The sequence below is a fragment of the Streptomyces hiroshimensis genome (assembly GCF_014650335.1).
GTDB classification, from domain to species: Bacteria; Actinomycetota; Actinomycetes; order Streptomycetales; family Streptomycetaceae; genus Streptomyces; species Streptomyces hiroshimensis.
Genome location: NZ_BMUT01000011.1, coordinates 146682 through 169769 on the forward strand (window position 1 = coordinate 146682; position 23088 = coordinate 169769).

20 protein-coding genes and 1 riboswitch are annotated in these 23088 nt (G+C 73.2%); of the genes, 14 read left to right on the plus strand and 6 right to left on the minus strand.

Annotation, left to right across the window (positions count from 1 at the left end; all coding sequences use genetic code 11):
- Window positions 1-4: 4 nt before the first annotated feature.
- The 7 genes from pelF to IE241_RS24320 all read left to right on the plus strand — a co-directional run bounded on the left by pelF (window position 5) and on the right by IE241_RS24320 (window position 7423).
- Entirely contained in the window at window positions 5-1555 is a 1551-nt protein-coding gene (pelF, locus tag IE241_RS24290; RefSeq protein ID WP_190023945.1) for a GT4 family glycosyltransferase PelF, read from the plus strand.
- Entirely contained in the window at window positions 1552-3009 is a 1458-nt protein-coding gene (locus IE241_RS24295; protein WP_190023946.1) for a hypothetical protein, read from the plus strand. The genes pelF and IE241_RS24295 overlap by 4 nt, the downstream gene beginning before the upstream one ends.
- 96 nt (window positions 3010-3105) lie before the next feature.
- Window positions 3106-4125, plus strand: a complete 1020-nt coding sequence (locus IE241_RS24300) for an SDR family NAD(P)-dependent oxidoreductase (protein ID WP_190023947.1) — start codon at window positions 3106-3108, stop codon at window positions 4123-4125.
- A gap of 48 nt (window positions 4126-4173) precedes the next feature.
- Window positions 4174-4887 carry a nucleotidyltransferase family protein gene (locus IE241_RS24305; RefSeq protein ID WP_190023948.1) on the plus strand — a complete coding sequence of 238 codons (714 nt, stop codon included), beginning with the start codon at window positions 4174-4176 and terminating at the stop codon, window positions 4885-4887.
- Window positions 4888-4896: 9 nt separating this feature from the next.
- A complete protein-coding gene (locus tag IE241_RS24310; RefSeq protein ID WP_190023949.1) occupies window positions 4897-5796 on the plus strand; it encodes an NAD-dependent epimerase/dehydratase family protein in 900 nt (299 codons plus the stop codon).
- Window positions 5793-6557, plus strand: coding sequence for a spherulation-specific family 4 protein (locus IE241_RS24315; protein WP_190023950.1), 765 nt, complete (start codon window positions 5793-5795; stop codon window positions 6555-6557). Before IE241_RS24310 ends, IE241_RS24315 begins: the two co-directional genes overlap by 4 nt.
- Window positions 6554-7423 carry an endo alpha-1,4 polygalactosaminidase gene (locus IE241_RS24320; RefSeq protein WP_229899735.1) on the plus strand — a complete coding sequence of 290 codons (870 nt, stop codon included), beginning with the start codon at window positions 6554-6556 and terminating at the stop codon, window positions 7421-7423. Before IE241_RS24315 ends, IE241_RS24320 begins: the two co-directional genes overlap by 4 nt.
- Window positions 7424-7505: 82 nt before the next feature.
- Here IE241_RS24320 and IE241_RS24325 read toward each other — a convergent pair whose 3' ends face one another.
- From IE241_RS24325 to IE241_RS24335, 3 genes are all read right to left on the minus strand, one after another.
- On the minus strand, window positions 7506-7925 hold the full coding sequence (locus IE241_RS24325) for a YchJ family protein (protein WP_190023952.1): 420 nt from the start codon (window positions 7923-7925) through the stop codon (window positions 7506-7508).
- 97 nt (window positions 7926-8022) lie between these two features.
- Window positions 8023-9063, minus strand: a complete 1041-nt coding sequence (locus IE241_RS24330; protein ID WP_229899736.1) for a YncE family protein — start codon at window positions 9061-9063, stop codon at window positions 8023-8025.
- Window positions 9064-9245: 182 nt separating this feature from the next.
- Window positions 9246-9602: an RICIN domain-containing protein gene (locus tag IE241_RS24335; protein ID WP_190023954.1), complete on the minus strand. Its 357-nt coding sequence runs from the start codon at window positions 9600-9602 to the stop codon at window positions 9246-9248.
- 22 nt (window positions 9603-9624) lie between these two features.
- Between IE241_RS24335 and IE241_RS24340 the strand changes: the two genes are divergently transcribed.
- The 4 genes from IE241_RS24340 to IE241_RS24355 all read left to right on the plus strand — a co-directional run bounded on the left by IE241_RS24340 (window position 9625) and on the right by IE241_RS24355 (window position 13769).
- Window positions 9625-9816, plus strand: a complete 192-nt coding sequence (locus IE241_RS24340; RefSeq protein WP_190023955.1) for a hypothetical protein — start codon at window positions 9625-9627, stop codon at window positions 9814-9816.
- Window positions 9817-10052: 236 nt separating this feature from the next.
- Window positions 10053-10406: a hypothetical protein gene (locus IE241_RS24345; RefSeq protein ID WP_190023956.1), complete on the plus strand. Its 354-nt coding sequence runs from the start codon at window positions 10053-10055 to the stop codon at window positions 10404-10406.
- A gap of 157 nt (window positions 10407-10563) precedes the next feature.
- Window positions 10564-11346, plus strand: a complete 783-nt coding sequence (locus IE241_RS24350; RefSeq protein WP_190023957.1) for a polysaccharide deacetylase family protein — start codon at window positions 10564-10566, stop codon at window positions 11344-11346.
- A gap of 146 nt (window positions 11347-11492) precedes the next feature.
- Window positions 11493-13769, plus strand: a complete 2277-nt coding sequence (locus tag IE241_RS24355; RefSeq protein WP_190023958.1) for an FUSC family protein — start codon at window positions 11493-11495, stop codon at window positions 13767-13769.
- Here the strand turns inward: IE241_RS24355 and IE241_RS24360 are convergent.
- On the minus strand, window positions 13759-15339 hold the full coding sequence (locus IE241_RS24360) for an FAD/NAD(P)-binding protein (RefSeq protein ID WP_190023959.1): 1581 nt from the start codon (window positions 15337-15339) through the stop codon (window positions 13759-13761). The genes IE241_RS24355 and IE241_RS24360 overlap by 11 nt on opposite strands.
- A gap of 147 nt (window positions 15340-15486) precedes the next feature.
- On the opposite strand from IE241_RS24360, the gene IE241_RS24365 reads away from it, so the two are divergent.
- Window positions 15487-17055 (plus strand): MFS transporter, encoded by a 1569-nt coding sequence (locus IE241_RS24365; RefSeq protein WP_229899738.1) that lies wholly within the window; start codon window positions 15487-15489, stop codon window positions 17053-17055.
- 1066 nt (window positions 17056-18121) lie between these two features.
- Window positions 18122-19381, plus strand: coding sequence for a sodium/calcium exchanger protein (locus IE241_RS24370; RefSeq protein ID WP_190023960.1), 1260 nt, complete (start codon window positions 18122-18124; stop codon window positions 19379-19381).
- Between the two features lie 7 nt (window positions 19382-19388).
- On the opposite strand, the gene IE241_RS24375 is transcribed toward IE241_RS24370, so the two are convergent.
- Window positions 19389-20471 (minus strand): carboxylate-amine ligase, encoded by a 1083-nt coding sequence (locus tag IE241_RS24375; protein ID WP_190023961.1) that lies wholly within the window; start codon window positions 20469-20471, stop codon window positions 19389-19391.
- 344 nt (window positions 20472-20815) lie between these two features.
- Window positions 20816-20978: riboswitch (cyclic di-AMP (ydaO/yuaA leader) on the plus strand.
- Window positions 20979-20982: 4 nt separating this feature from the next.
- Between IE241_RS24375 and IE241_RS24380 the strand changes: the two genes are divergently transcribed.
- Window positions 20983-21456, plus strand: coding sequence for a C40 family peptidase (locus tag IE241_RS24380; RefSeq protein ID WP_190023962.1), 474 nt, complete (start codon window positions 20983-20985; stop codon window positions 21454-21456).
- 194 nt (window positions 21457-21650) lie between these two features.
- Here IE241_RS24380 and IE241_RS24385 read toward each other — a convergent pair whose 3' ends face one another.
- Window positions 21651-22721, minus strand: coding sequence for a S1 family peptidase (locus IE241_RS24385; RefSeq protein WP_373300754.1), 1071 nt, complete (start codon window positions 22719-22721; stop codon window positions 21651-21653).
- Window positions 22722-23088 lie beyond the last annotated feature (367 nt).

Here is a 23088-nt window from a genome sequence, read left to right on the forward strand (position 1 = left end):
TTCTATGCACGGACCGCCTGCCGAAACGGCATCCGACACTCCCACGGTGACCCTGCTCACCGAGGGAACGTACCCGCACAGCCATGGCGGAGTGAGCGTGTGGTGCGACCAGCTCGTCCAGGGCATGCCCGACGTCGACTTCCGGGTCATAGCGGTCACCGGCACCGGCCGCGAACCGCTCGCCTGGGAACCGCCCGGCCACGTACGGGAGGTGGAGAGCCACCCTCTGTGGGGACCTCCGCCCCCCGGCCGCGCCCCGCGCGGCCGGGAGCTGCGCGCCTTCCTCACCGCCTACGAACAGTTCCTGCTGTCCCTCCTGGACCCCGGCCAGGAGCAGCACTTCGCCCGCACCTTCTACCGCCTCGCCGACCACGCGGCCTCCGGCGCGCTGTCGGCCGCCCTGCGCGGCGAGGCCGCCGCCCGCACCCTCGTGCGCGTCTGGAACCGGCCGCACCTGCACACCGCGGCCGCCCGCCCGACCCTGCACGACGCCCTGCTGGCCACCGACCTGCTGGAGCACGCGCTGCGCCCGCTCGCGGCCACCCCGCCCGCCCGAGGCGTCACCCACGCCGTCAGCGGAGGGCTCGCGACGCTGCCCGGCCTGGTCGCCCACCACCGGCACGGCACGCCCTTCCTCCTCACCGAGCACGGCATCTACCTGCGCGAGCGCTACCTGAGCTTCCGCGCCGAGGCCTACCGCTGGCCGGTCAAGGCCCTGATGCTGGGCCTGTTCCGGATGCTCGCCGTGGAGAGCTACCGGTGCGCCTCGCTGGTCACCCCCGGCAACCGCTACAACCGGCGCTGGGAGGAGCACGGCGGCACCCCGCCCGACCGCATCCGCACCGTCTACAACGGCGTCGACCCCACGGCCTTCCCGCCCGCCGGGCCCGAGCCGGACGCCCCGACGCTCAGCTGGGCCGGGCGCGTCGACCCCATCAAGGGCCTGGAGACCCTGATCCGCGCCTTCGCACTCGTCCGCAAGGAGATACCCGAAGCGCGCCTGCGGCTCTTCGGCGGCACCCCGCGCGGCGGCGAGGGCTACCGCACCGCCTGCGAGAAGCTCGCCGCGGAACTCGGCGTCGGCGAGGCCGTCACCTTCGAAGGACGCGTCGACGACATCCGCGACGCCTACGCCGCCGGCAACGTCGTGATGCTCTCCAGCATCAGCGAAGGATTCCCCTTCACCCTCATCGAGGCCATGTCGTGCGGGCGGGCCACCGTCTCCACGGACGTCGGCGGCGTCCGCGAGGCCGTCGGCGACACCGGGATCGTCGTACCGCCCCGCGACCCCGAGGCCATGGCCCGCGCCGCCCTGACCCTGCTGCGGGACCGGGAGCTCCGCGCGGACATGGGGGAGCGGGCCCGGCTCCGGGTGATCGAGCAGTTCACCCTCCGTCAGACCATCGACGCCTTCCGCGACATCTACCACGACCTCGCCGGCACCCGCCGGCCCGACACCCTCGAACGGCCCCGGCGCAAGCAGGCGGAGCCTGCCCGGGCCCTCGCGGACGCCGAGAGACCCGTCATGGCCATGGCCGCGGGCGGTGCGGGATGAGCGGCTTACTCCGCCTCGTACCCGACGAGCCCGAGCCCGCCCACGACCTGGCGGCCGCACCCGCACCGGTGCGGCCCCGGCCGCGGCCGCGCTGGGCGGCCGACCCGGTCGACGAACTCGCCGAGGAACTGGCCGAGGTGTGCGCCGCGGCCGTCCACCCCGACGAGATCGCGGCCGTCCTGGAAGCCGACGGCCTCACCGGCGAACAGATCACCGAACGCTACGGGCGCGCGGACGCCTTCGAGCTCGCAGCCGAGCTGTACGCGCGCGTGCCCCGCAGCCACCCCGAACCCGGACCCCGTCCGGACCCCTGGAAGGTGACCCCGGGCCGCTTCGTCCTGCGGGCCCTGGTGTTCACCCTCCCCGGCTTCGGCTACTCCCTCGCCGCGCCGCTGATGGCCGGCGCCAGGGACGGCTACGGCCTGCCCCTGGGCACGGCCGGCCTCGTCGCCTCCGCGCTCGTGGCATGGGCGTGGAACCAGGGCCTCGCCCACCGTGCCTACCTGCGCCTGGCCACGGGCGGGCGCAGCGCGGCGGCCCGCTGCCTGCAGTGGGGTGCCCCGCTCGGCGCCCTCCTGGCCGCGGCCGCGGCGGTGATCCCGCCCGGCCTGCCGGGAGTGGCCGCCTTCGCGGCCGGCCAGGCGCTCTACCTCGCCGCGGCGACGGTCCTGCTGGTGCTCGGCCGGGAGAGACTCCTGCTGCTCACGCTCGCGCCCACCGCGGCCGGGGGAGCGGCCCTCCTGTTCGTCCAGCCGCCCGACGCCCTGCGCATCGCCCTGCTCCTGGCCACCGCCGGGGGAGTGCTCGCCGCGGCGGCCCACGAGGTCGTACGGGCCCGCCGCGAGGGGAAACCCCCCGCGCATCCGGCCCTGTCGCCGCTCGCCTCCGTCCCGTACGGCCTGTTCGGCCTGGGCTGCGGCGTACTGACGACCCTCGCCGCACTCGGCGACGTCCTGCGCCGCACCCCGGGCGCCACCACCGCCGGGGCCGCCGTCATCGCGCTCACCCTCAGCATGGGAGCCGCGGAATGGCTGCTCTACCGCTGCCGCGGCACGGCCCTCGCGGCACTCGCCCGCTCCACCACCACCGCCGGCCTCAAGCTCGGCGCGGCCCGCGTGCTGGGCCTGTGCGCCGCCGCCTACCTCGCGGCCCTCGCCCTGCTCGCCCTGACCACGGGGGCGCTGTGGCCGGACGGCCCGCCGGTCACCACCGGACGGACCGCCTCTCTGCTCGCCCTGGGGGCCGTCCTGTGGACCGGGCTGCTCCTGCAGGCCTTCGGCGTCGCCTGGCTCCCGGCCCTGGTGTGCCTGGCCGCGGCCGGCGCCGAATCGGCCGCCGCCGTCCTGCGGATCTCCGCACCCGTCACGGCCCAGCTCCTCGTCTGTACGGCGGCGGCAGCCTGCCTCCTCGCCGCCGCCACCGCCCTGCTCAGCCGGATCACCACGCACCGCTGACGCACCGATACACAGCGCTGACGCACCGTTCGCTCCGTCCCCGCTCCACCGCGGCCACGATCCAGCCGCCACCGCTCACGCAAAGGGAGACCCGTCATGCCCGCAAACGCAAACGCAAACGCACCCGCACCCGTAGCCGTCACCGGCGCGGAGGGTTTCATCGGCTCGCACCTGGTGGAAGCGCTCGTCGCCGCAGGCCACCACGTCCGCGCGATGGTGCAGTACAACTCCTTCTCCTCCTACGGATGGCTGGAGAACCTGCCCGGCGAGGTGATGGACAACGTCGAGGTCGTCCTCGGCGACGTGCGCGACCCCGGCTCGGTCCAGGGCCTCGTCACCGGCACGGAGGCGGTCTACCACCTGGCCGCCCTCATCGCGATCCCCTACTCCTACCGCGCCCCGCACAGCTACGTGGAGACCAACGTCACCGGCACGCTCAACGTGCTGGAGGCCGTGCGCCACCTCGGCATCCCGCGCCTGGTCCACACCTCCACCAGCGAGACCTACGGCACCGCGCAGACCGTGCCCATCAGCGAGGACCACCCCATCAACACCCAGTCGCCGTACGCCGCCTCGAAGGCCGGCGGCGACCGCCTCGCGGACAGCTACCACGCCAGCTTCGACGTGCCCGTCGTCACCCTGCGCCCCTTCAACACCTTCGGCCCGCGCCAGTCCATGCGGGCCGTCATCCCCACCGTCATCGGCCAGGTCGCGGCCGGGGAGCGCACCATCACCCTCGGCGACCTGCGCCCCACCCGTGACTTCAGCTACGTCAAGGACACCGTCGCCGCCTTCCTCGCCGTCGGCACCGCCCCCGCCGCCGACGTCGTCGGACGCACCTTCAACTCCGGTACGGGCGAGGAGATCTCGGTCGGCGACCTCGTCACCCTCATCGGCAAGATCATGAACACCGAGCTGGAGATCCGCGCCGACCAGGAGCGCATCCGGCCGGCCGCCTCGGAGGTCATGCGCCTGGTGTGCGACGCCACGCGGCTGCGCACCGCCACCGGCTGGGCCCCCGCCCACACCCTCGAACAGGGACTCGCCGAGACCGTCGCGTTCTTCCGCGACCCGCTGAACCTCGGCCGGTACAAGGCCGGCATCTACAACGTCTGACGCGACGGCACCGCCCCGACGTCACCCACGCAGAGAGGAACAGCACCCATGCATGTCGTCATTCTTGCCGGAGGCAAAGGCGTCCGGCTCCGCCCCTACACCACCGCCCTGCCCAAGCCGCTGGTGCCCATCGGTGAGGAGCACGCGATCCTGGAGATCGTGATGCGCCAGCTCGTCAGCGCGGGATTCACCAGCTGCACCCTGGCCATCGGCCACCTCGGCCACATCATCCGCGCCTACGTCGGCGACGGCTCCCAGTGGGGCATACGCGTCGACTACGCCACCGAGGAGAGCCCCCTGGGCACCATGGGCCCCCTCCTCACCATGCTCGACCGGCTGCCCGAGCACTTCCTCGCCATGAACGGCGACATCCTCACCGACCTCGACTTCGGCGATGTGTACCGTACGCACGTGGCCTCCGCAGCGCCGCTGACCATCGCGACCTACGCCCGCCAGGTGAGCATCGACTTCGGGGTGCTGACCACCGACTCCGGCAGAGTCGTCGGGTTCGCGGAGAAACCCAGGATGGACTACCGGGTCTCCATGGGCGTCTACGGCGTCTCGCGCGCCGCCCTCGCCCGCTACACCCCGGGGCTGCCGCTGGGGTTCGACGAGCTGGTGCTGGACATGCTGGAGGCGAAGACCCCGCCGCGCGCCTACGAGTTCGACGGCTACTGGCTCGACATCGGCCGGCCGGACGACTACGACCGCGCCAACCGGGAGTTCTCCCTGCACCGCGACATGCTGATCAAGGGAGCGTGAACGGCCGGCATGCGCATCATCGTCCTGGGCGGCACCGGCTTCCTGGGCCGGCACGCCGCCGAGCGCCTGCGCGCCCTCCCGGGCGCGCAGGTGCTCGCCGCCGGCCGCTCGGCCGCCGCCGACGTCCCTATCGACCTCGCCTCCGCGGCGGTGGACGACCTCGCCGCCGTCCTGCGCCGGGCCGCGCCCGACGCCGTCGTCAACTGCGCGGGCGCGGTCGGCGGCAGCCCCGTGGGCCTCACCGGCCTCAACGCCCTGGGCCCCGCCGTCCTGTGCGAGGCCCTGCGCGCGGCGGCGCCCCGGGCCCGCCTCGTCCACCTGGGCTCCGCCGCCGAGTACGGGCCCGCCGACCGGCCCGTCGCCGAGACCGACGCCGCGCGCCCGCTCGGCCTCTACGGCGCCACCAAGCTGGCCGGCACCCTCGCCGTCACCGGCTCCGGCCTGGACACCGCCGTCCTGCGGGTGTTCAACCCCGTGGGCCCCGGCGCCCCCGCCGCCTCCCTGCCCGGCCGCCTCGCCGGGCTGCTCCGCGACGCCGGGCCCGACGGCCGCATCCGGGTCGGCGACCTCTCCGCCCACCGCGACTTCGTCGACGCGCGCGACGTCGCCGACGCCGTCGCCCTCGCCGTCACCGCGCCCGGCCCCCTGCCGCCGGTCCTCAACATCGGCAGCGGCACCGCCCGCCCCGTCCGGGCCGTCGCCGACGGGCTGATCGCCTCGGCGGGCTTCCGCGGCCGGCTCGACGAGGACGGCGACGGCTCACCCCGTTCCGCCGCCGTGCCCTGGCAGCAGGCCGACACCACCCTGGCCGCGAAGGCCCTGGGCTGGGCGCCGCGGCGCCCCCTCGCCACCTCCCTCACCGACCTGTGGGCCGAGACCCGCGACCGCTCCGGGGAGCCCCCGCGGTGAGCCCACCCGACCCCCCGGCGGACGGACAGCGGCTGCTCGTTCCGCTCTACGTCCACCCCGCCGCCGACCCCGCGGCGTGGTCCGCGCTCGTGGAGGCCGCGCCCCGGCTCCACGGCGTCGTCCTCAACGTCGCGGACGGGCCCGGGGCCCGCCCCGACCCCGCCTTCGGCGCCGTGGCGGAACGCCTGCGCGGCGCGGGCGTGCGGCTGCTCGGCTATGTCGACACCGGCTACGGCCACCGCCCGCCGCGCGCGGTCGTCGGCGACATCCGCCGCCACCGCCGCTGGTACGGCGTCGACGGCGTCTTCCTCGACCAAGCGGCCGCGCAGGCCGCGCACCTGCCCCACTACCGACGCCTCGTCATGCTCGCTAAGGCGCTCGGTGCGCGCACGGCCGTCCTCAACCCCGGCACCCATCCCGACCCCGGCTATGCTCGCCTCGCCGACCTCCTCGTCACCTTCGAGGGGACCTGGGAGACCTACCGGAGGGCCGCCGTGCCGCCTTGGACCGCCGACCACCCGCCGTCCCGCTTCTGTCACCTCGTCTACGGTGTGCCGCCCGGGCGGGCAGCCCACGTGGCACGCACCGCGGACGGCCGCGGCGCGGGCGTGCACTGCGCGGTACCGGGGGAGGGCGCCAACCCGTGGCGCTCGGTGCCGTGCACGGACGGGCCCCGGCCCGAGGCGGGGGGATGCCTGCCGACGGCGGACGGTCCCCGGCTCCGGCCGGACGGCACCTCGCTCCACGGGAGGGCACAGTGAAGCGGCGGCGGCCTTCGTACGCCGCCCTGCTCGTGCTGCTCCTGCTCGCCGTCACCGCGGGCTGCTCGGCCACGGACGACGGGGATGACGGCGGCGACGGCCGGGACGGCGGTGGCGAGCCCTCGACCATGGCATCCGGGGAAGCCCGCCGCGCCACCGGGAAGCACTGGCAGCCCCGCCCCGGCACCCGCTGGCAGTGGCAGCTCGACGGGAAGGTCGACACCTCCGTCGGCGTGCCCGTCTACGACATCGACGGCTTCGAGAACACGGCCCGGACGGTCAAGGAGCTGCACGACCGCGGCGCCAAGGTGATCTGCTACGTCAACGCCGGGGCATGGGAGGACTTCCGCGCCGACCAGAAGGCGTTCCCCAAACGGCTGCTGGGCGAGCGGAACAAGGGCTGGAAGGGCGAGAAGTGGCTGGACATCCGCCGCCTCGACGTCCTGCGCCCGATCATGGCGGCCCGCTTCGACATGTGCCGCGAGAAGGGCTTCGACGCCGTCGAGCCGGACCTGACGGAGGGCTACCGCAACCGCACGGGCTTCCCGCTCTCCGCGGCCGACCAGCTCGCCTTCAACCGCATGCTCGCCGGACTCGCCCACGAACGCGGCATGGCCGTGGGGCTGAAGAACGACCTCGACCAGATCCCCGACCTCGTGGGCGACTTCGACTTCGCGGTGAACGAACAGTGCGCCGAGTTCGAGGAGTGCGAGAAGCTGACGCCGTTCGTCAAGGGCGGCAAGGCGGTCTTCCACGTCGAGTACGCCCTGGAGCCGAAGGAGTTCTGCGCCACGGCGCAGCGGCTCGGCCTCAGCTCGATGCGCAAGAAGCTCGAACTGGACGCGTGGCGCGAGCCGTGCGGGTGACCGGTGCCCGCCGTCCGGGCGGTCACCGCGTCCGGAGGGTCATGACCCCGCGCGGGCGGTCACGGCCCTCCGTCCGGCTTCGTCACACCTCGCCGACGTACACCCACTGCCCGTCCTCGCGGACGAAGCGGCTGTTCTCGTGCTGGAAGCCCGCGTGGCCGCCGGCCGTGTAGTGGGCGCGGAACTCGACGGTGCCCTCCTGGTGGAAGGCCGTGCCGTCCGTCGTCCCCAGGATCTCCAGCCGCGTCCACTGCACGGCCGGGTCGAAGTCCAGGCTGTCCGGCCGGGTGGAGGAGTGCCAGCTGCGCAGCAGGTAGGCGGCGTCGCGGACGGCGAACGCGCTGTAGCGCGAGCGCATCAGCCGTTCGGCCGTGGAGGCCGACCGTCCGCCTGCGTGCAGGCTGCCGCAGCAGTCGCCGTAGGCCGCGTCGAGGCCGCAGGGGCAGGGGGAGGCGGCGGTGACGGCCGGCCGGGGAGCGTGGTCTCTGGTTCTTCTGGACACCCCACGATTGTGCCCGGTCCCCGGCCCGCCCCCGGCACCGGCTCGGCCGGCGACGGGGGCCGGACCGGTGGCCGGTGGCCGGTGGCGTGGGGGCCGCTCAGCCGGCGGCGGGGATGTACGCCAGCCCGTGCGCGCCCGCCTCGCCCTTGCGGCCGACCTCCAGTGTGGTGATCACCTCCATCCGCTCCAGGTCCACCACGGTCACCGTGCTGGACATGACGTTGGCCACGTAGCCCACCGCACCGTCCGGCGAGGACGTGATGGTCAGCGGGAACTTGCCGACCGGGACCCGCCCCACGGCCCCGAGGCCGTCCGGCCCGAAGACGGTCAGCACGCCGTCCCGCTGGGAGCCGAGCGCGCCGCCCTCGCCTTCGGCCATCCGCAGCTCGCCCGCGAGGACCAGGCCCGTGGCCGTGGTGTGCACCGGGAAGACCACGCCTCCGGTGGGCAGCATGCGCACGACCTCGCCCGTGGCGGCCTCGATCACCCGGATGCCGGGCGGGGCGGCGAGTGCGGAACCGAAGTCGCCCTTCGGGGCGGCGACGTAGACGTACCTGCCGTCGGGGGAGACGTCCAGCCCCTCGCTGCCCGGCACGGTGACGCGTCCGGCGAACTCGTCCCGCTCCAGGTCCAGGACGGAGACGAACGACGCCTCCTTGTTGGTGGACCAGCCGCGGCGGCCGTCCGGGGAGATCGCAAACCAGTGCGGTCCGTCGGCCATGACCGGGATCCGGCCGATGCGGCGGCGGGTGTCCGCGTCGAGGATCACGACGCCGCCCGGCTCGGTCGCGGTGGCTTCGACGCTGACGTACAGCCGGGAGCGCTCCCGGTCCAGGGCGAGGCCGTGCGGCGCGTGATCCGGGCCGAGGTCGACGGTGTCGACGACCTTCCGGGCGTCGGCGTCGATGACGGCGATCTGCCGGGCGCGCCCCCGGTGGGCGTGGTAGTAGCCGTCGACGTACGTGCTCGCGCAGTACAGCAGGCGCCGGTCCGGGTCGAAGCACAACTCATGTGGCTGGGCGGGCACTTCGACCACGTCGAGCTGCTCGTACGTGGCGGCGTCGAAGAAGGTGACGGTGGGGCCGGTCTGGCTCACGACGGCCAGCACGTCGTGGCGGGAATCCGTGTTCGTGTTCATGGCACGCATCCTCGGCCGCCCTTCCGGTGACGTGCCAATGCCGGGCGGGCAAGGATGCTTTGCGGCAGGCGCATTTACCCAGCTGACGGCAGCTGCAGGCCGCGGCCGCCGTGGCGCGCGTCACGTCGGCCGGCCCCGGGGGCCGGCTTCGGGGCCCGCGGTGACCGGCCTCCTGCTGCCGGCTACTGGTACCAGCGCTGGTTGGCGCCGCCCGTGCAGTCCCACATCCATACGATCGCGCCGACTTCGTCCCTGGAGAACATGACGTCCAGGCATTTGCCGTTCATTCGGCTGCGGATCTGCTGGCCGTCCCAGTACCACCGCTGATTGATGCCGCCGTCGCAGTTCCAGGTGTTCACGGCAGCGCCGTTGTCGTTGCGGAAGGCGTAGATCTCCAGGCACTTCCCGTTCAGCGAGGTGCGGAGTTGCTCGCCGTCCCAGTACCACTGCTGTTGCGGACCCCCGTTGCAGTCCCACATGAGGACCGAGGCCCCGTCTTCCTGGTGGAATGCGTAGACGTCCAGGCATTTGTTGTTCATGGCCGATCTGAGGAGCGGACTCTTGATCGCTTTGCCGGCCGAGGCAGGAGGCGGCGCCGGAGACGGCGCCGGGGTGGCGGCGGACGCCGACGAAGTGACGAAACCGCCGCACACCATGAGTGCGACGGATCCCCATAACGTGGCTGATCTGCGTGATCTGAACATGATTCTTTCCTCCGCGGAATCAAGCGACTGCGGTGCGGGGCAGGCCTGAGGATGCCCGGGAGTGCGCTAGGACGCCAGTGCTACGGAACGGGATTCGCGCGGATCGGCTCACTCGTGTGAGTGCTGCCGTTCTCTAAACGGCAAATCATCCCTTCGGGTGGTATTTCGTCAACCATCTTCCGAAATGCACCCGGAAGAGTGGACTCTCCTCCGTGAAGGTGCCGCTCTCGGGGAGGCGACTCCCCCCAACGTCAACGCGGCGCCACCGCGGGGGAAGGAGACTCCATGTTCCCGCTCAAACGCCTGGCGCAACTCGGGGTGACAGCCGCAGCGGCAACAGCCCTCATCGTCGGGTTCTCCGCCAATGCCGAGGCGGCAAGAGGCACTTTGACGCTCAGGTATCCCAACGGCAACACCATCAACGTCACTGACCGGGGCAACTTCATCTGCTTCCCGATCCAGGGTGCGGTGGGGGCCGTCAACAGGACCGACGCAAACGCCTTCTTCTCCACGGATGCGTCCTGCTCCAACACGACGGTGGTCGTCCCGCCCGGCGGCAGCGCCGACTTCTCACCCCAGAACGGCCTGGTCTTCCGCCCTGTCGGTGACGCTTCCGGACAGGACCAGTCCCACACCTGAGCGCGTGGCTGTGATTCCCGCGACCTGAGCCCCCGGCCGAGAAGGTCCGGGGGCTCGGTGCTGTGCGGGTTGCCGCCCGGAGCGGGGCGCGTTCCCCTGGGAATACTGACATCGCCGCAGGTCGCGGTGGTGTTCAAGGATCCGGAGGAGTTCCCGCATGCCCGGTTCGTCGCGCCGCGTGCCCCGTCTGCTCCATTCGCTCCGTCTGCTCCCTTCGCCCCGACCGCTCCGCGCCCGCTCGCCCCTGGCCGCAGCCCTGGCCTCGCTGACCCTGGTGCTGTGCGGGCTGCCCGCCTCCGCCTCCGCCGCTGGACCCGCGGCGGCCTACGACCACCAAAGATGCGGCAACACCTCCGGGCGGGTGCTGCTCACCCTCGACGACTGGGCCTTCGACCGCCCCGAACGGGCCGTGGAGACGGGTGTCTACCTCAGGGGGAGGGGAATCCGCGCGGCGTTCTTCCTCATCAACCAATACGCCTCGCAGCAGCCTCAGGTCGCCGAGACGCTGCGCCGTCAGGGCCACTGGGTGGGCAATCACACCTACTCCCACCCGCACTTGACGAAGCTCGGTGAGGACGAGGTGGGCAGGGAGATCCGCGACGGCGTCAGGAGCACGCTGTTCCGTCCCCCGTTCGGGGACTACGGGCCCCGGGAGACGCGGATCGCCGCCGGCCTCGGCTACCGCGTGTGCACCTGGACCGTCGACACCCTCGACTGGGATGACGCCGACGGCCGCTTCCCCGACGTCGCCACGCTGCGGGCGAGGGTCCGCAACGCCCCCGCGGAGGACAAGCGCGGGGGAGTGGTGCTCGGACACCTCTTCAGCAATTTCCCCGACGCCCTCCCGGGCATCGTCGACGATCTGCGCGCCCAGGGATACGCCCTGTGCCGCAACACCGGCCCCACCGGTCCGGTGATCGGGGACCCGCTGCGGTGCTGACGGCCGGGGTGTCGCCTTGAAGCAGACAATTCCTCACCTAATGTGAGGAACACTATGATCCGCACAATCGGCTGGAATGCCGCACCCGGCCCCCGGGCCGCCCCGGCGCGCTCCTCCGGGCGGAAGGCGCCCCGGTGGATGCGGGCATGAGCGTGTCCGCCCGCCGGCTCCTGCGTCACGAGGGCGTGCCGCAGGCGGCCCGCCGCGCCCTGTGGGTGGTGGCGGCCGGCTGCCCCGGCTTCTACTTCTTCCGGTACGTCACCGGCGACTCCGTCATGGCCCTGTACGCCATGTTCGGCGCGCTGCCCCTCGCCATGTTCTGCCGCATCCCCGGCCCGCCGGCGCAGCGGACCCGGATCCTGCTCACCGCCCTGCCCGTCGGCTGGATCCTCGTCACCGCCGGAACGCTCCTCGCCGTCAACCCCTGGGCGGCCGCCGCCGGCATGTTCGCCGTCGGATTCGTCATCTCCTACTGCGGCGTCGGCGGCCCGCGCCTGACCGGCCTCGCCATGGCCTTCCAGCTCTTCTACGTGCTGCCCTGCTTCCCGCCCTACGAGCCCGGCACGCTCGACTCCCGCCTCGCCGGCCTCACCACGGGCATCCTGCTCGCCGTCCTGGCCGAGCGGTTCCTGTGGCCCGAACCCGCTCCCGTCCCCTACCGCGCCGTGCTCGCCGAGGCGGTGGCGGCCGTGGCCGACTACGCCAGCGCCACCGCCTACCACCTCGAAGCCGGCGGCGGCGCACCGGCCGAACGGGAGGCGGCCGACCGCGCGCTGGCCGCCGCCCGCCTCTCCCGCGTGCCCGTCACCGAGCGCCCGGCCTCGCCCTCCGTGCACGACCGGGCCCTCAACCACGCCCGCGCGGCCGTCCGCCACGTGCGCGACCAGCTCGACCGCCTCGCCGACTGCCCCGGCCACCCCGCGGCCGGCCCCGCCGCCGTGATCCTGCTCCGGCACACCGAACTCTCCCTGCGGTCCGTCGCCGGCGAACTGCGCACCGGCGTCCCGGGCACGCAGCCCGACCCGCTGCCCGCGGCCCTCGCCGCCTTCGACGCCGTCCGCGTCGCCGAACTGCGGGAAGCCTCCACCGCGCGGCTGCGCCAGGACGCCGTCGCCCGCTCGGCCGCCGAAGGCACCAGGCTGGCCGTCGAGGCCGCCCGCCTCGCGCTCGGCCACGGGCAGCGGCCCGCCGTGGCCCCGCCCGCTGCAGCGCAGCCCGCCGCAGCGCCGCCGCACCCCGGCGCCGACGTCCTCGCGTACGCCGGCACACCCCCGCACCTGCTGTGGTGGCGGCGCCTGCGGATGCACCTGACCCCCCACTCGGTCCACCTGCAGAACGCCCTGCGGCTGGCCGTGGCGCTGGCCTGCGCCCGGCTGCTCGTCGGCGCGCTCGACCTGTCCCACGGCTTCTGGGTGCTGCTCGCGACCCTCAGCCTCATGCGGACCTCGGCGGCCGACACCCGCGCGGCCCTGGTCCCCGCCTTCGCCGGTACGGTCGTGGGCGCCGCCGTCGCAGCCCTGATGCTCTACACCGTCGGGGACCGGCCCCTCGTCTACGCCCTCGCCCTGCCCGTCGTCATCTTCGCCGGCTTCACCCTGGGGCCCCCGCTCGGGCCCGCCTGGACGCAGGCCGCCTTCACCCTCGCCTTCGTCCTCGTCTTCACCCAGATCTCCGGCGCCGACTGGCGGCTGTCCGAGACCCGGCTCCTCGACGTCGCGGTCGGCGGTGCGGTCGGCGCGCTCGCCGGCCTCCTCGCCTGGCCGCGCGGCGGTCGCGGCGAACTCGCGCGCGACATGGCCGACTTCCTCACCGAGGGCGCCGTCGCCTGCCGCGCCGTCACGGCACTCCTGGGCGACGACCGGCTCCAGCGCGACCGCTCCCAGGGCGACCCGCTGCAGCCGGCGCGGCGCGCCATGCACCTCGCCGACGCCTCCTTCGCCCAGTACCTGACGGAGCGCATGCGCCGCAAGCGGCCCGAGCCGCACTGGGAGGCCGCCCTGGCCACCGGGCGCACCATCGTGCACGGCGCGGAGCTCTTGCTGATGACCCATCAGGACGGGCTGCGCGACCCCCTCCCGCCCGGCCCCGCCGCCGCCCTGACCGGGCTCGCCGGACAGGTGGCACAGGAGGTGCTGCGCGCCGCCGACACCCTGCGCGGGTCCGGACCGCGCGAGCCCCGTACGACCGTCTCCCGTTTCCCGGCGGAGGACTCCGGCCCCCTGCGGCGGGCGGCCGACCGGCACGGCATCGACGACGCCCACGTCCTGCTCATCGTCGACACCGAGGCCTGGCTCACCGGAGTGGCCCACGACGCGGTCCGCACCCGCTCGGCGCCGCCCCGGACGGAGGTCCCGGCCACCCGCCGGGCGGGTCCGTCCAGGGCGCGGGTGCGGGGTGCCGGGCCCGGCGGCCTCACGCCCTGATCTGCGCCTGCGCCTCCGTGCCCGGCGCCGCCCCCTGGCCGCGGCCCGCCGGCGAGGGCTCCGCCGGTGCGGGCTCCGCCGGTGCCTGCGCCAGCCGGTCCGCGACCTGCCGGGCCTGGCGGACCACATTGCGCAGGTGGTTGGCGAACGGGATGCGGACGTGCGTACCGACCCCCACCACCCACACGTGCTCCGGCCGCGCCTCCGGCCCGCTCCGTACCCGCAGATCCGCCTCCAGACGGCCGACGGCCGTGGCCCCCTCGGGCGCGCCGTCCAGGTGAAGGACGCTCTGCTCCCGGTCCCAGTGCAGGAGGGGCGGGCTGAATCCGGTCGCGTTGACGACGTAGTCGAAGCGCTCCGGCGCGGCACCCGAACGCTCCGCCAGCCATGTCCCGTCCTCGAACGAGACGGACCGCGGATAGGGCCGGAGCATGCGCAGCGCCCCGCAGTCGAAGTGCGCGAGCAGCCGCCGGGCGTTGACGTGGGAGAGGGCGGTCGCGTACCGGCCGGTCATCCAGGCGAACTCCGCGGCCAGCTCCCGGAGGCGGCCCGGGGGCAGCGCGGGCGCCAGTGCGATGAGCTGCTCGATCAAGGGCACCATGACGTCCGGCCACGCGCAGGCGCCCTCCTCGACGAGGGCGGTCTCCTCGCGCAGCCGCTGCACGGGATCGCCGGCGCGGGAGACCTGACGGCGCAGGGGGCGGCGGTCGCGCAGCCGGATCGCCTCCACCACGCACCGCACCAGGCGGTCCTCCAGGTACGGGTCCGCGGGGTCGAGGCGGGAGATGCGCTCCAGCGGCGGGTACGGGCGCAGTGGCGCGGCCAGGGACTCACGGACGGCGGGCAGCCGGCCGGACGGTGAGGTGAGGGCGGCGCGGTGGCCGTCGCGGCACAGCAGCAGCGCCGCGTCCGCCGCCGACTGGTGGCTGCCGAGGACGAGCACCCGCGAGCCCGGGCGCAGGCCTTGCCGGATCCGGGCGGCCGGATAGGGGCTGTCGAGGTAGCGCGGGTGGTCCAGGAAGGCGGCGAAGCCGTCCGGGACCCGGGGCCGGTGGACGCCGGTGCAGACGACGACGTCGTCGGCGCGCAGCTCCTCGCCGGTGCCGAGCCGCACCCGGTGACCGTCGGGGCCGCCCGCGCTGATGCTCTCCGCGCTCGCGCGTACGTGCTGGACGGCGACGCCGATCCGCCCGGCCTGCTCCCGGGCCCGGGCAGAGCGGTCGGCGCAGTATTCGGCCATCCGGGCGCGGGGGACGCAGTCCTTCGCGGTGCCCGTCCAGCCGTGCTCGCGCAGGTGGTCGACGAAGTCGCCGGGCCGGTCCGCGAGGAGCGAGTTGAGCTCGGCCGCGGTGTTGCACAGCAGCAGCGGGTCGTCGTCCCCGAAGGCCAGCCCCCATCCGGCGGGGTGGGGGTCCACGACCCGGACGCTCCTGACGGGCCGGGGCGGACGGCAGTCGGTGAGCGCGCTGACCAGCTGCAGCAGCACGCTGGTCCCGGCGACCCCGCCGCCGACGATGACGACGTCCCGGCCGGTGATACGAGCGATACCGGCGATATGTCCCACAGGCACCGTCCTCCCCTCGGTCATCCCCCCGGTCCGTAGAGCTCCCTGCCCATCCGGACCTCCCGCGGAACCCGCGCGGCCCGTGCAGACGCAAAGCCGCAGCCCGCGGCGCTCCGGGATGCGACCCGCCCGGGCGCCGGTTACGTTCCGCCTGTGGACCGTGTCTCCGGCGGACTCTCCCCCGAAAGGCCTCCCGGGCAGGCGCCGGCCGACCCCGCGCGCTGGGCGATGCTCGCCGTCCTGTGCGCGAGCCTCCTGCTCGTGGCGATGGACGCCACGATCCTCAACGTGGCGCTGCCCTCCCTCATCAAGGAGATGCGGCCCGACGCCCTCGAACAGCTGTGGATCATCGACATCTACGGCCTGGTGCTGGGCGGCCTGCTGGTCACGGCCGGCGCGGTGGGGGACCGGGTGGGCCGGAAGCTGCTGTTCACCACCGGGTTCACGGTCTTCGGCGCGGCCTCGGTGCTCGCCGCCACGGCCGGTGCCACCGACAGCGTGCTGCAGCTGATCGCGGGCCGGGTCCTCCTCGCGATCGGCGGGGCCATGGTGATGCCCTCGACGCTGTCCCTGATCCGCACCATCTTCACCGACGCCCACGAGCGCACCCTCGCGATCGGCATCTGGGCGGCCGTCGCCGGGGCGGGCGCCGCGATCGGCCCTCTCGTGGGCGGCCTGCTGGTGAACTCCTTCTCGTGGTCGGCGGCGTTCTGGGTGAACGTCCCCGTCGTCCTCGTCACCGTGGTGGCGGCCGTCCTGCTGCTGCCCGAGTACCGCAGCCCGTCGCACCACGACCTCGACCTCGTCGCGGCCGTGCTCTCCGTCGTCGGGGTGATCCTCACGGCCTGGGGCATCAAGCACCTCGCGGGCGGCTTCCGCCCGCTGGACCTCGCCGCCCTGCTGGTCGGCATCGCGGCGCTGACCTGGTTCGTCCGCCGCCAGCTGCAGTCCGCCGACCCGCTGTTGGACGTCCGCCTCTTCGCGAGCCGCCCCTTCCTGGCCGCCGCCCTCGCCACCCTCATCGCCATGATGGCCATCGGCGCGGCCCTCTACCTGATCTCGCTGTGGCTGCAGTACGTCCGCGGCTACGACGCCCTGGCCGCCGGCCTGCGCACCCTGCCGGTGGCGCTCGCCCTGCTCGCCTCCTCGCTGCTGACGCCGTGGCTGCTGCGCCGCACCGGCGTGCGCACCGTCCTGACGGCGGGACTGGCGGCCCTGCTCTGCGGCTTCGTCGTCCTCGCCGCCGCACCCCAGCCCCTGGCCTACGGTGCGGTGGCCGTCGCCCTGGTCACCTTCGGCATCGGCGACGGCATGGCGATCACCGCCTCCGCGGCCGTCATGATGGCGGCCGTCCGCCCCGAGCGGGCCGGGCAGGCCGGCGCGGTCTCGGAGAGCGCGTACGAACTGGGCATCGGCTTCGGCGTCGCCCTCCTCGGCAGCATCCACACCACCCTCTTCCGCTCGGGCATGACGGACCTGCCCGGACAGGTGCGGGGAGCGGCCCGCGAGACCGCCCGCGAGTCGGTGGGCGGCGCGGACCAGGTGGCCCGCGACCTCGGCTACGACACCGGCCCGGGCCGGGCACTCCTGGTCGCGGCGAGATCGGCGTTCAACGACGCCCTGACCACGACCGCGCTGGTCTCGGCGTGCATCGTGGCAACAGCCGTAGTCCTGGCGGCCCTCCTCGTCCCGAAGGGCTTCCGCGCGGACTCGGCGCACTGATGTTCCCGCCGACCGCGCTCTGTGATGCAGGACATGCGACTTGCTGGGGGGACGTTTCGTCGCGCGCGGTTGCGCCCGTTAGCCGGGGCAGTTGCCTGCGGACTGGGCTTGGCCCTGACTGCGGGAGCGTTACGTGGAGGTGGGCTCACTCCGCGGAGAGAGCCGGGACGTGTCGCCGCCGCAGAAGACTGTGTATGGGCAGCTCGGGGGTGGCAGGAATGTAATTCTGCGGTTCAACAAACTGAGTAGTTGGGGCTTGAGGAGCGGCGATTTGCTTCCGCAGGGTGACGTCAACGTGATCCTTTATGGCGGAGTAAAGGCATGGTAGAAGGATCCGGGAAGAAGTATCGGTAAGCGCTGAGCTCTATTGCCTCCGAGATGAGGTGAGTGAAAGATGAGCTACGGCCTGGTGGTTTGGCAAGGGGACGTGCCGTCCAGTGATCACGAAGCGGCTAGGGTGCATAATCGCCTGTACAGCGAGTACCTCGACGGCGATGAGCTGCTCCCGACGGTAAGCGTCATCACCGAGTTCCTGGCTGGACTCTCTTGGGAGTTTTCTGAGGGGTCAATCCTCAGGGTTAACTCTCGGCCACGTTGAATGTCGGCGTGGGATATCTCCCGCATAAAAAGTCGATAGCGCCAGCGAAGTGAAGCCCCGGCAGATGTTCGTCCTGGCGGGGATTCTGCGCGGTGACGGTAGTAGCTGATGGCAACGTCAGCGGATGAGGGCGGCGCAGGGTGGCGGTGACGCCGATGTGGGCGTGGCCGGGGAGGGCTTGATGACGACGAGTTCGATTCCCTGTGGGCAGTGTTGCGCTAGAGGGGATGCCTGACGAAACTCTGGTCTATGTCGACGGGGAGTCCGACATCCCGCGGTTCGGCCGCCTGACGGCCCCGCAGGGGCCGCTGGAGAAGCTTCGTGATCAGCTGTAGGGCCGGTTCGGGTTGTGGGCCGAACGGGCGGCATCGGCCGTCACCCCCGGGCTGTCCGCGCCGCGCCGCACATGCCTGCTGATAGATCGGCAGAGACATCGGCAGGAGCAGGTGCGACGCGGAAGGGGCCGTCATGGGTGTGCCTGCGGCACCGGCGCCGGAGCCGGCACCCGGGCCGCCCTCCGTCGGCGCGAGTGCCGTGCGGATCGGCGTTGCCTGTGCCGGGGCCGTGCCCGCCGTCGTGGCGCGGCTCGGTGGGGCCGGGCTGGCGCCCGGGTGGGCCGTGGCCGTCTTCGGGCTGGGCGTGCTGTGCTCGGCGCTCCTGCTGATGTGGGCCGCGGAGACGGCCCGTGTGGACATGGCCGGGGCGCTCGCCCTGGCCCTGCTGGCCTTCATCGCGGTGCTGCCCGAATACGCCGTCGACCTCTACTTCGCCTACGCGGCCGGATCCGACCCCTCCTACGCCGCCTACGCCGCGGCCAACATGACCGGCGCGAACCGGCTGCTGGTGGGCGTCGGATGGCCGCTCGTCGCGCTCGCCGCCGCCCTGGCGCTGCGCCGCCGCGGCGCGCGCCCCGGCGCGATCGTGCTGGAGCCGCACCGCCGCATCGACGTCGCCTTCCTCGCGGTGGCCGCCGTCTTCGCGTTCGTGATGCCGCTCAGCCGCGAGATCGGCTGGTACGTACCGGTGGTGCTCGTCCCCTGGTACGGCTACTACCTCTACCGGATCGCCAAGTGCGGCTCGGGTGAGATGGAGGAGCTCGTCGGCGTCCCGGCGCGGCTGGCCCTGCTGCCGCGGGCCGGGCGGCGCACCGTCACGGCCGTACTCTTCGCCGGCGCCGCCGCCGTCGTCTTCGCCTGTGCCGAGCCGTTCGCGCACGGGCTGGTGGAGGCGGGCGCCTCGCTCGGCATCGACCGCTTCGTCCTGGTCCAGTGGCTCGCCCCGCTCGCTTCCGAGGCCCCGGAGCTGATCGTGGCCGTGGTCTTCGCGTGGCGCATGCGGGCCGGCGACGGCCTCGGCGCGCTGCTGTCCAGCAAGGTCAACCAGTGGACGCTGCTGGTGGGCTGTCTGCCCCTCGCCCACGCCCTCGGCGGCGGAGGGGCGGACCTGCCGCTGGTGACCCGTCAGGTCGACGAGGTCGCCCTGACCGCCGCGCAGACCGTCCTCGCCGTCGTCGTCCTGCTGGACCTGCGCTTCGTGCGGTGGGAGGCCGCCGTCCTCTTCGTCCTCTTCGCGGTGCAGTTCGCGCTTCCGGGCGAGTACGCCCGGGAGGTGCTGACCTACGTCTACCTGGGCCTGGCGGCGGCCCTGCTGCTGACGAGGCGGTGGCGACACCTCCCGGACACGGGCCGGGCCCTGGGCGGGCGGGTCGCGGGGGACCCGCACTTCTGACCTGCCGCTACGGTTCCGAGATCAGCTCCGTCACCGCCTTCAGCCCGTCCGTGGCCAGCGCCCGGCGCTGCCGCTCCGCCCCGGTGCCCCGCCGCAGCAGGCGGCTGACCAGCGAGCTCACCTGCCGGGTGTCACCCGACTCCTCCAGTGCCTGCCCTACGTGGGCCAGGAGGCTGCGCACGACCTCGTCCGCGCCGCGGCGCCGGCCCCCGGGGTCCACGAGGACCCCGTCGAGCCCGTGCCGCGCGGCGTGCCAGTTCGCCGCGGCCAGCAGCTCCGGCAGACAGGGCGTCGGGGGCCGCCCGGCCTTCTCGTCGCGGAGGGCGGTGGCGACCAGCCCGCGGACGATGCCCGCGAACATGATGGCGTCGTCGGCGCGCAGCTGGACGTCCAGGCAGCGCACTTCGATCGTGGGATAGCGGTCCGACAGCCGCGCCTGCCAGTAGAGCTGTCCCCGGTCCTCGATCGCCCCGGCCGTCAACAGCGCCTGGATGCGCTCCTCGTAGTCGGCGAGGCCGTCGAAGTACGGGGGCGGGCCGCTGACCGGCCAGCGGCTGTAGACCACCGTCCGCCAGCTGGAGAAGCCGGTGTCGTGGCCGTTCCACAGGGGCGAGTTGCCCGCCATGGCGACCAGGACGGGCAGCCAGGGGCGCACCCGGTTGAGGACCGCCACGCCCATCTCGCGGTCGGGGATGGCGACATGGACGTGCATCCCGTGGACGAACTGCTCGTCCACGAGCTGGGCGGCACGGGTCCGCATCGCCAGATAGCGCGGATGGCCGGTGACGGGGATGGGCTCGGGCCCCGAGCACGGCGCCGTACCGCAGGCGGCGATCCGGCAGCCGGACCGCTTGGCGGCGGAGCTCACCGCATGGCGCAGCCGCAGCAGGTGCCGGCTGGCCTCGGCGAGATCGGAACAGACCGGAGTGGCAACTTCCACCTGGGCCTGCAACAGCTCCGCCTGAATCTCCCGCTCGTTCACGACCGGTTCCAGGTCGACCGCCGCCCGGACCTCGTCGGCCAGGGGTACCGGCAGCGCGGTGGCCGGGTCGAGCAGAAGATACTCCTCCTCGATCCCTAGGGTGAGCATGCCGTAGGGCTACCCTCGCGCCCGCGAAGCGAACCGCACGGAGCCCGCCGCTACGGCTTTCTGACGCAAAGACGCCCTCCTGCGGCCCCCGCCACCTGGTCTTTCACCTGCTGCCGAGGTGACTCGAATCCGTTCTTCAACTCCCTTTTGATAAAAGGGATTACCCGCCACTGGTGATACGGATTCACGCTCCGGTTCCAGGGATCGCCGCGAAGTGAAGAAGTTCACAGAAGTACCTTTCGGCTCCGAATTCCGGCGGTCCGTGATGCAGGATCGTGCATCGAACAACAAGATCCCGTCACCGAGGCGGGCGACCCGGGCGGACGCCGAGTCCTGCCGCCGTACCGGGTGCGGAGCAGAAGCGAATGGATCGGCAGGAGCGGGAGACCCGAGCACGGCGGACCACGATGGCGGTGGTCCTTGGGGTGAAGCCACTTCAGGTGGCCGGGCAACTTCGACAGCCCGAACCCGACAGGTCATCTTTCGTAGGCGGATGACGAAGGGTTTTGGCATGTCTGCGTTCCCTGGCATATCCACGCTCATGTCCCGCGCCGGTGCCGCATCGGTGGTCACCGCGGCCACCGTGACCGCGTCCATGCTCCTCCCCGGCATGTCGGCCGAGGCGAGCGCGGCCACTCCGGGCGCCGCCGCCCTGAAGGTCGCGGCCTCCAAGCAGGGCTCCCCCTACCAGTACGGCGCCGCCGGCCCGAACCGGTTCGACTGCTCGGGCCTCACGCTCTACTCGTTCAAGAAGGTCGGCAAGAACCTGCCGCGCACCGCGGCCGACCAGTACAACAAGACCCGGCACATCTCCGCCGGCTCCCGCCAGACGGGCGACCTGGTGTTCTTCCACTCGGGCAGCAACGTCTACCACGTCGGTATCTACGCGGGTAGCAACAAGATCTGGCACGCGCCCAAGCCGGGCGCGTCCGTCCGGCTGGAGAAGATCTGGTCGGGCAGCGTCTGGTACGGCCGGGTCAACTGACCGGGCCGGATGACGACGGCCGACCGCGGCCGATGGCGGCCGTGCGACCGATGACGGCCGTGCGGCCGGCCGGCGGCCGACCGGGCCGGGGCGACCCACCCCGGCCCGGAGACCTTCGGGATCCCCCGGCCGCCCGGTGGGACCCCGAAGGGGTGCGTCACGGCAGCGCGTCAGCACGTCCGTGCGTCAGTGTGTCAGGGCAACTGGGCCCCGTACGCCTGCAGCGCCGCCGGTACGGGCTGGAAGAACGTCTCTCCGCCGGAGGAACAGTCGCCGCTGCCACCCGAGGTGAGGCCGAGGGCGGTGTCGCCGTCGAAGAGGGCGCCGCCGCTGTCGCCCGGTTCGGCGCAGACCGAGGTGCCGATCATGCCCTCGACCGCCCCCTCCTCGTAGTTGACGGTCACGTCGAGGGCGGTCACCTCACCGCCGTGGACCCCGGTGGTGCTGCCGCTTCGCTGCACCTGCTCGCCGACGGTCGCCTCGCCGGCCTTGCCGATGTCCTGCGTGCCGCCGCCGTAGAGGTCCACCGCGCTCGGGTGGGCGACATTGGATGTGTAGCGGACGAGCGCGTAGTCGTGGCCGGGGAAGGACGAGCTCTCGGTCACGCCGATCTGCCCGCCGCCCTGACTGGCGGACCAGGTCTGCGAGGCGTTGCCGCAGTGCCCGGCCGTGAGGAAGTACGGCTTGCCGCCCTTGGTGACGTTGAAGCCCAGCGAGCAGCGCACGCCGCTGCCCCAGATCGCGTCGCCGCCCGCGATGAACGGGCGGAACTTCCCCGCCGTTCTCTTGACCGCGACCTTGTCGCCGAGGCGCGCGACGACCTCGTCGAGCCGGTCCTGACGGTCGCCGGTGACCGTGCTGTCGGCGGTGACGACGACCTTGTTGGCGCGGGGGTCGACCGACCAGGCCGTGCCCGGAATAGCTGCCTCCGCCTTCAGCGTCCGCTGCGTCGAAGCGAGTTCCGCGGCTGAGTGGCGCACGGTCCGGGGCTCGGCGCCCGCGAACCGTACCCGGGCCGCCGTCTCCTGGTCGAGGACGCCGACGACGAGCCTTCCGGTCCGGGCGTCGTAGTACGAGCCGGCCGTGTCCGCCCCGAGGTCGGCGGTGATCTGCCGGGCCAGCTCCGCGGCCTGCGGCGAGGAGAGCTGACGGGGGGCCGGGGCGCTCGCGTGCGCGCTGGGCAGGGTCAGCGCCGCGGCGGTCAGGGCCACCATCGCCGCACCGGCGGCGGCGGTACGGCGCGGGGCGGCGTGACGCCGGGCAATGCGGCGCGGGGCAGTGCAGGAACGTTTCACTCGTGACCTCCTGTGGGGGAGTGCCCGGCGGCACGGTGGTGCCCGGGCGTGGAGGACGTGCGGGTGTGATGCGTGGCGCGCATGTGCATGCGCGGGCACATGTGCGTGCGCATCGGTGAGGACACGGCGCACGACAAGCCGATGAGATCGTCGCGTCCATGTCAAGAACGGGATACGGGCGAGTATCCCGATGCGGCAAGCGGAAGTTCAAGAGCGACATTCGGTCGCGCGAAGGGTGCCGGTCGCCGGCCCCCGGCGGCTCAGCGGCACCGCGAGCCGTCCCCCTGAACGGGGGTGACGGCAGCGGACGGCCGCCGGGCGGTGACCGGACACCGGG

What these genes read in the sequence shown, in the direction of transcription:
- pelF (WP_190023945.1), top strand. Translation starts at nt 5, where the DNA reads ATGCACGGACCGCCTGCCGAAACGGCATCCGACACTCCCACGGTGACC.
- IE241_RS24295 (WP_190023946.1), top strand. Translation starts at nt 1,552, where the DNA reads ATGAGCGGCTTACTCCGCCTCGTACCCGACGAGCCCGAGCCCGCCCAC.
- IE241_RS24300 (WP_190023947.1), top strand. Translation starts at nt 3,106, where the DNA reads ATGCCCGCAAACGCAAACGCAAACGCACCCGCACCCGTAGCCGTCACC.
- IE241_RS24305 (WP_190023948.1), top strand. Translation starts at nt 4,174, where the DNA reads ATGCATGTCGTCATTCTTGCCGGAGGCAAAGGCGTCCGGCTCCGCCCC.
- IE241_RS24310 (WP_190023949.1), top strand. Translation starts at nt 4,897, where the DNA reads ATGCGCATCATCGTCCTGGGCGGCACCGGCTTCCTGGGCCGGCACGCC.
- IE241_RS24330 (WP_229899736.1), bottom strand. Translation starts at nt 9,063, where the DNA reads ATGAACACGAACACGGATTCCCGCCACGACGTGCTGGCCGTCGTGAGC.
- IE241_RS24335 (WP_190023954.1), bottom strand. Translation starts at nt 9,602, where the DNA reads ATGAACAACAAATGCCTGGACGTCTACGCATTCCACCAGGAAGACGGG.
- IE241_RS24345 (WP_190023956.1), top strand. Translation starts at nt 10,053, where the DNA reads ATGTTCCCGCTCAAACGCCTGGCGCAACTCGGGGTGACAGCCGCAGCG.
- IE241_RS24350 (WP_190023957.1), top strand. Translation starts at nt 10,564, where the DNA reads ATGCCCGGTTCGTCGCGCCGCGTGCCCCGTCTGCTCCATTCGCTCCGT.
- IE241_RS24355 (WP_190023958.1), top strand. Translation starts at nt 11,493, where the DNA reads ATGAGCGTGTCCGCCCGCCGGCTCCTGCGTCACGAGGGCGTGCCGCAG.
- IE241_RS24370 (WP_190023960.1), top strand. Translation starts at nt 18,122, where the DNA reads ATGGGTGTGCCTGCGGCACCGGCGCCGGAGCCGGCACCCGGGCCGCCC.
- IE241_RS24375 (WP_190023961.1), bottom strand. Translation starts at nt 20,471, where the DNA reads ATGCTCACCCTAGGGATCGAGGAGGAGTATCTTCTGCTCGACCCGGCC.
- IE241_RS24380 (WP_190023962.1), top strand. Translation starts at nt 20,983, where the DNA reads ATGTCTGCGTTCCCTGGCATATCCACGCTCATGTCCCGCGCCGGTGCC.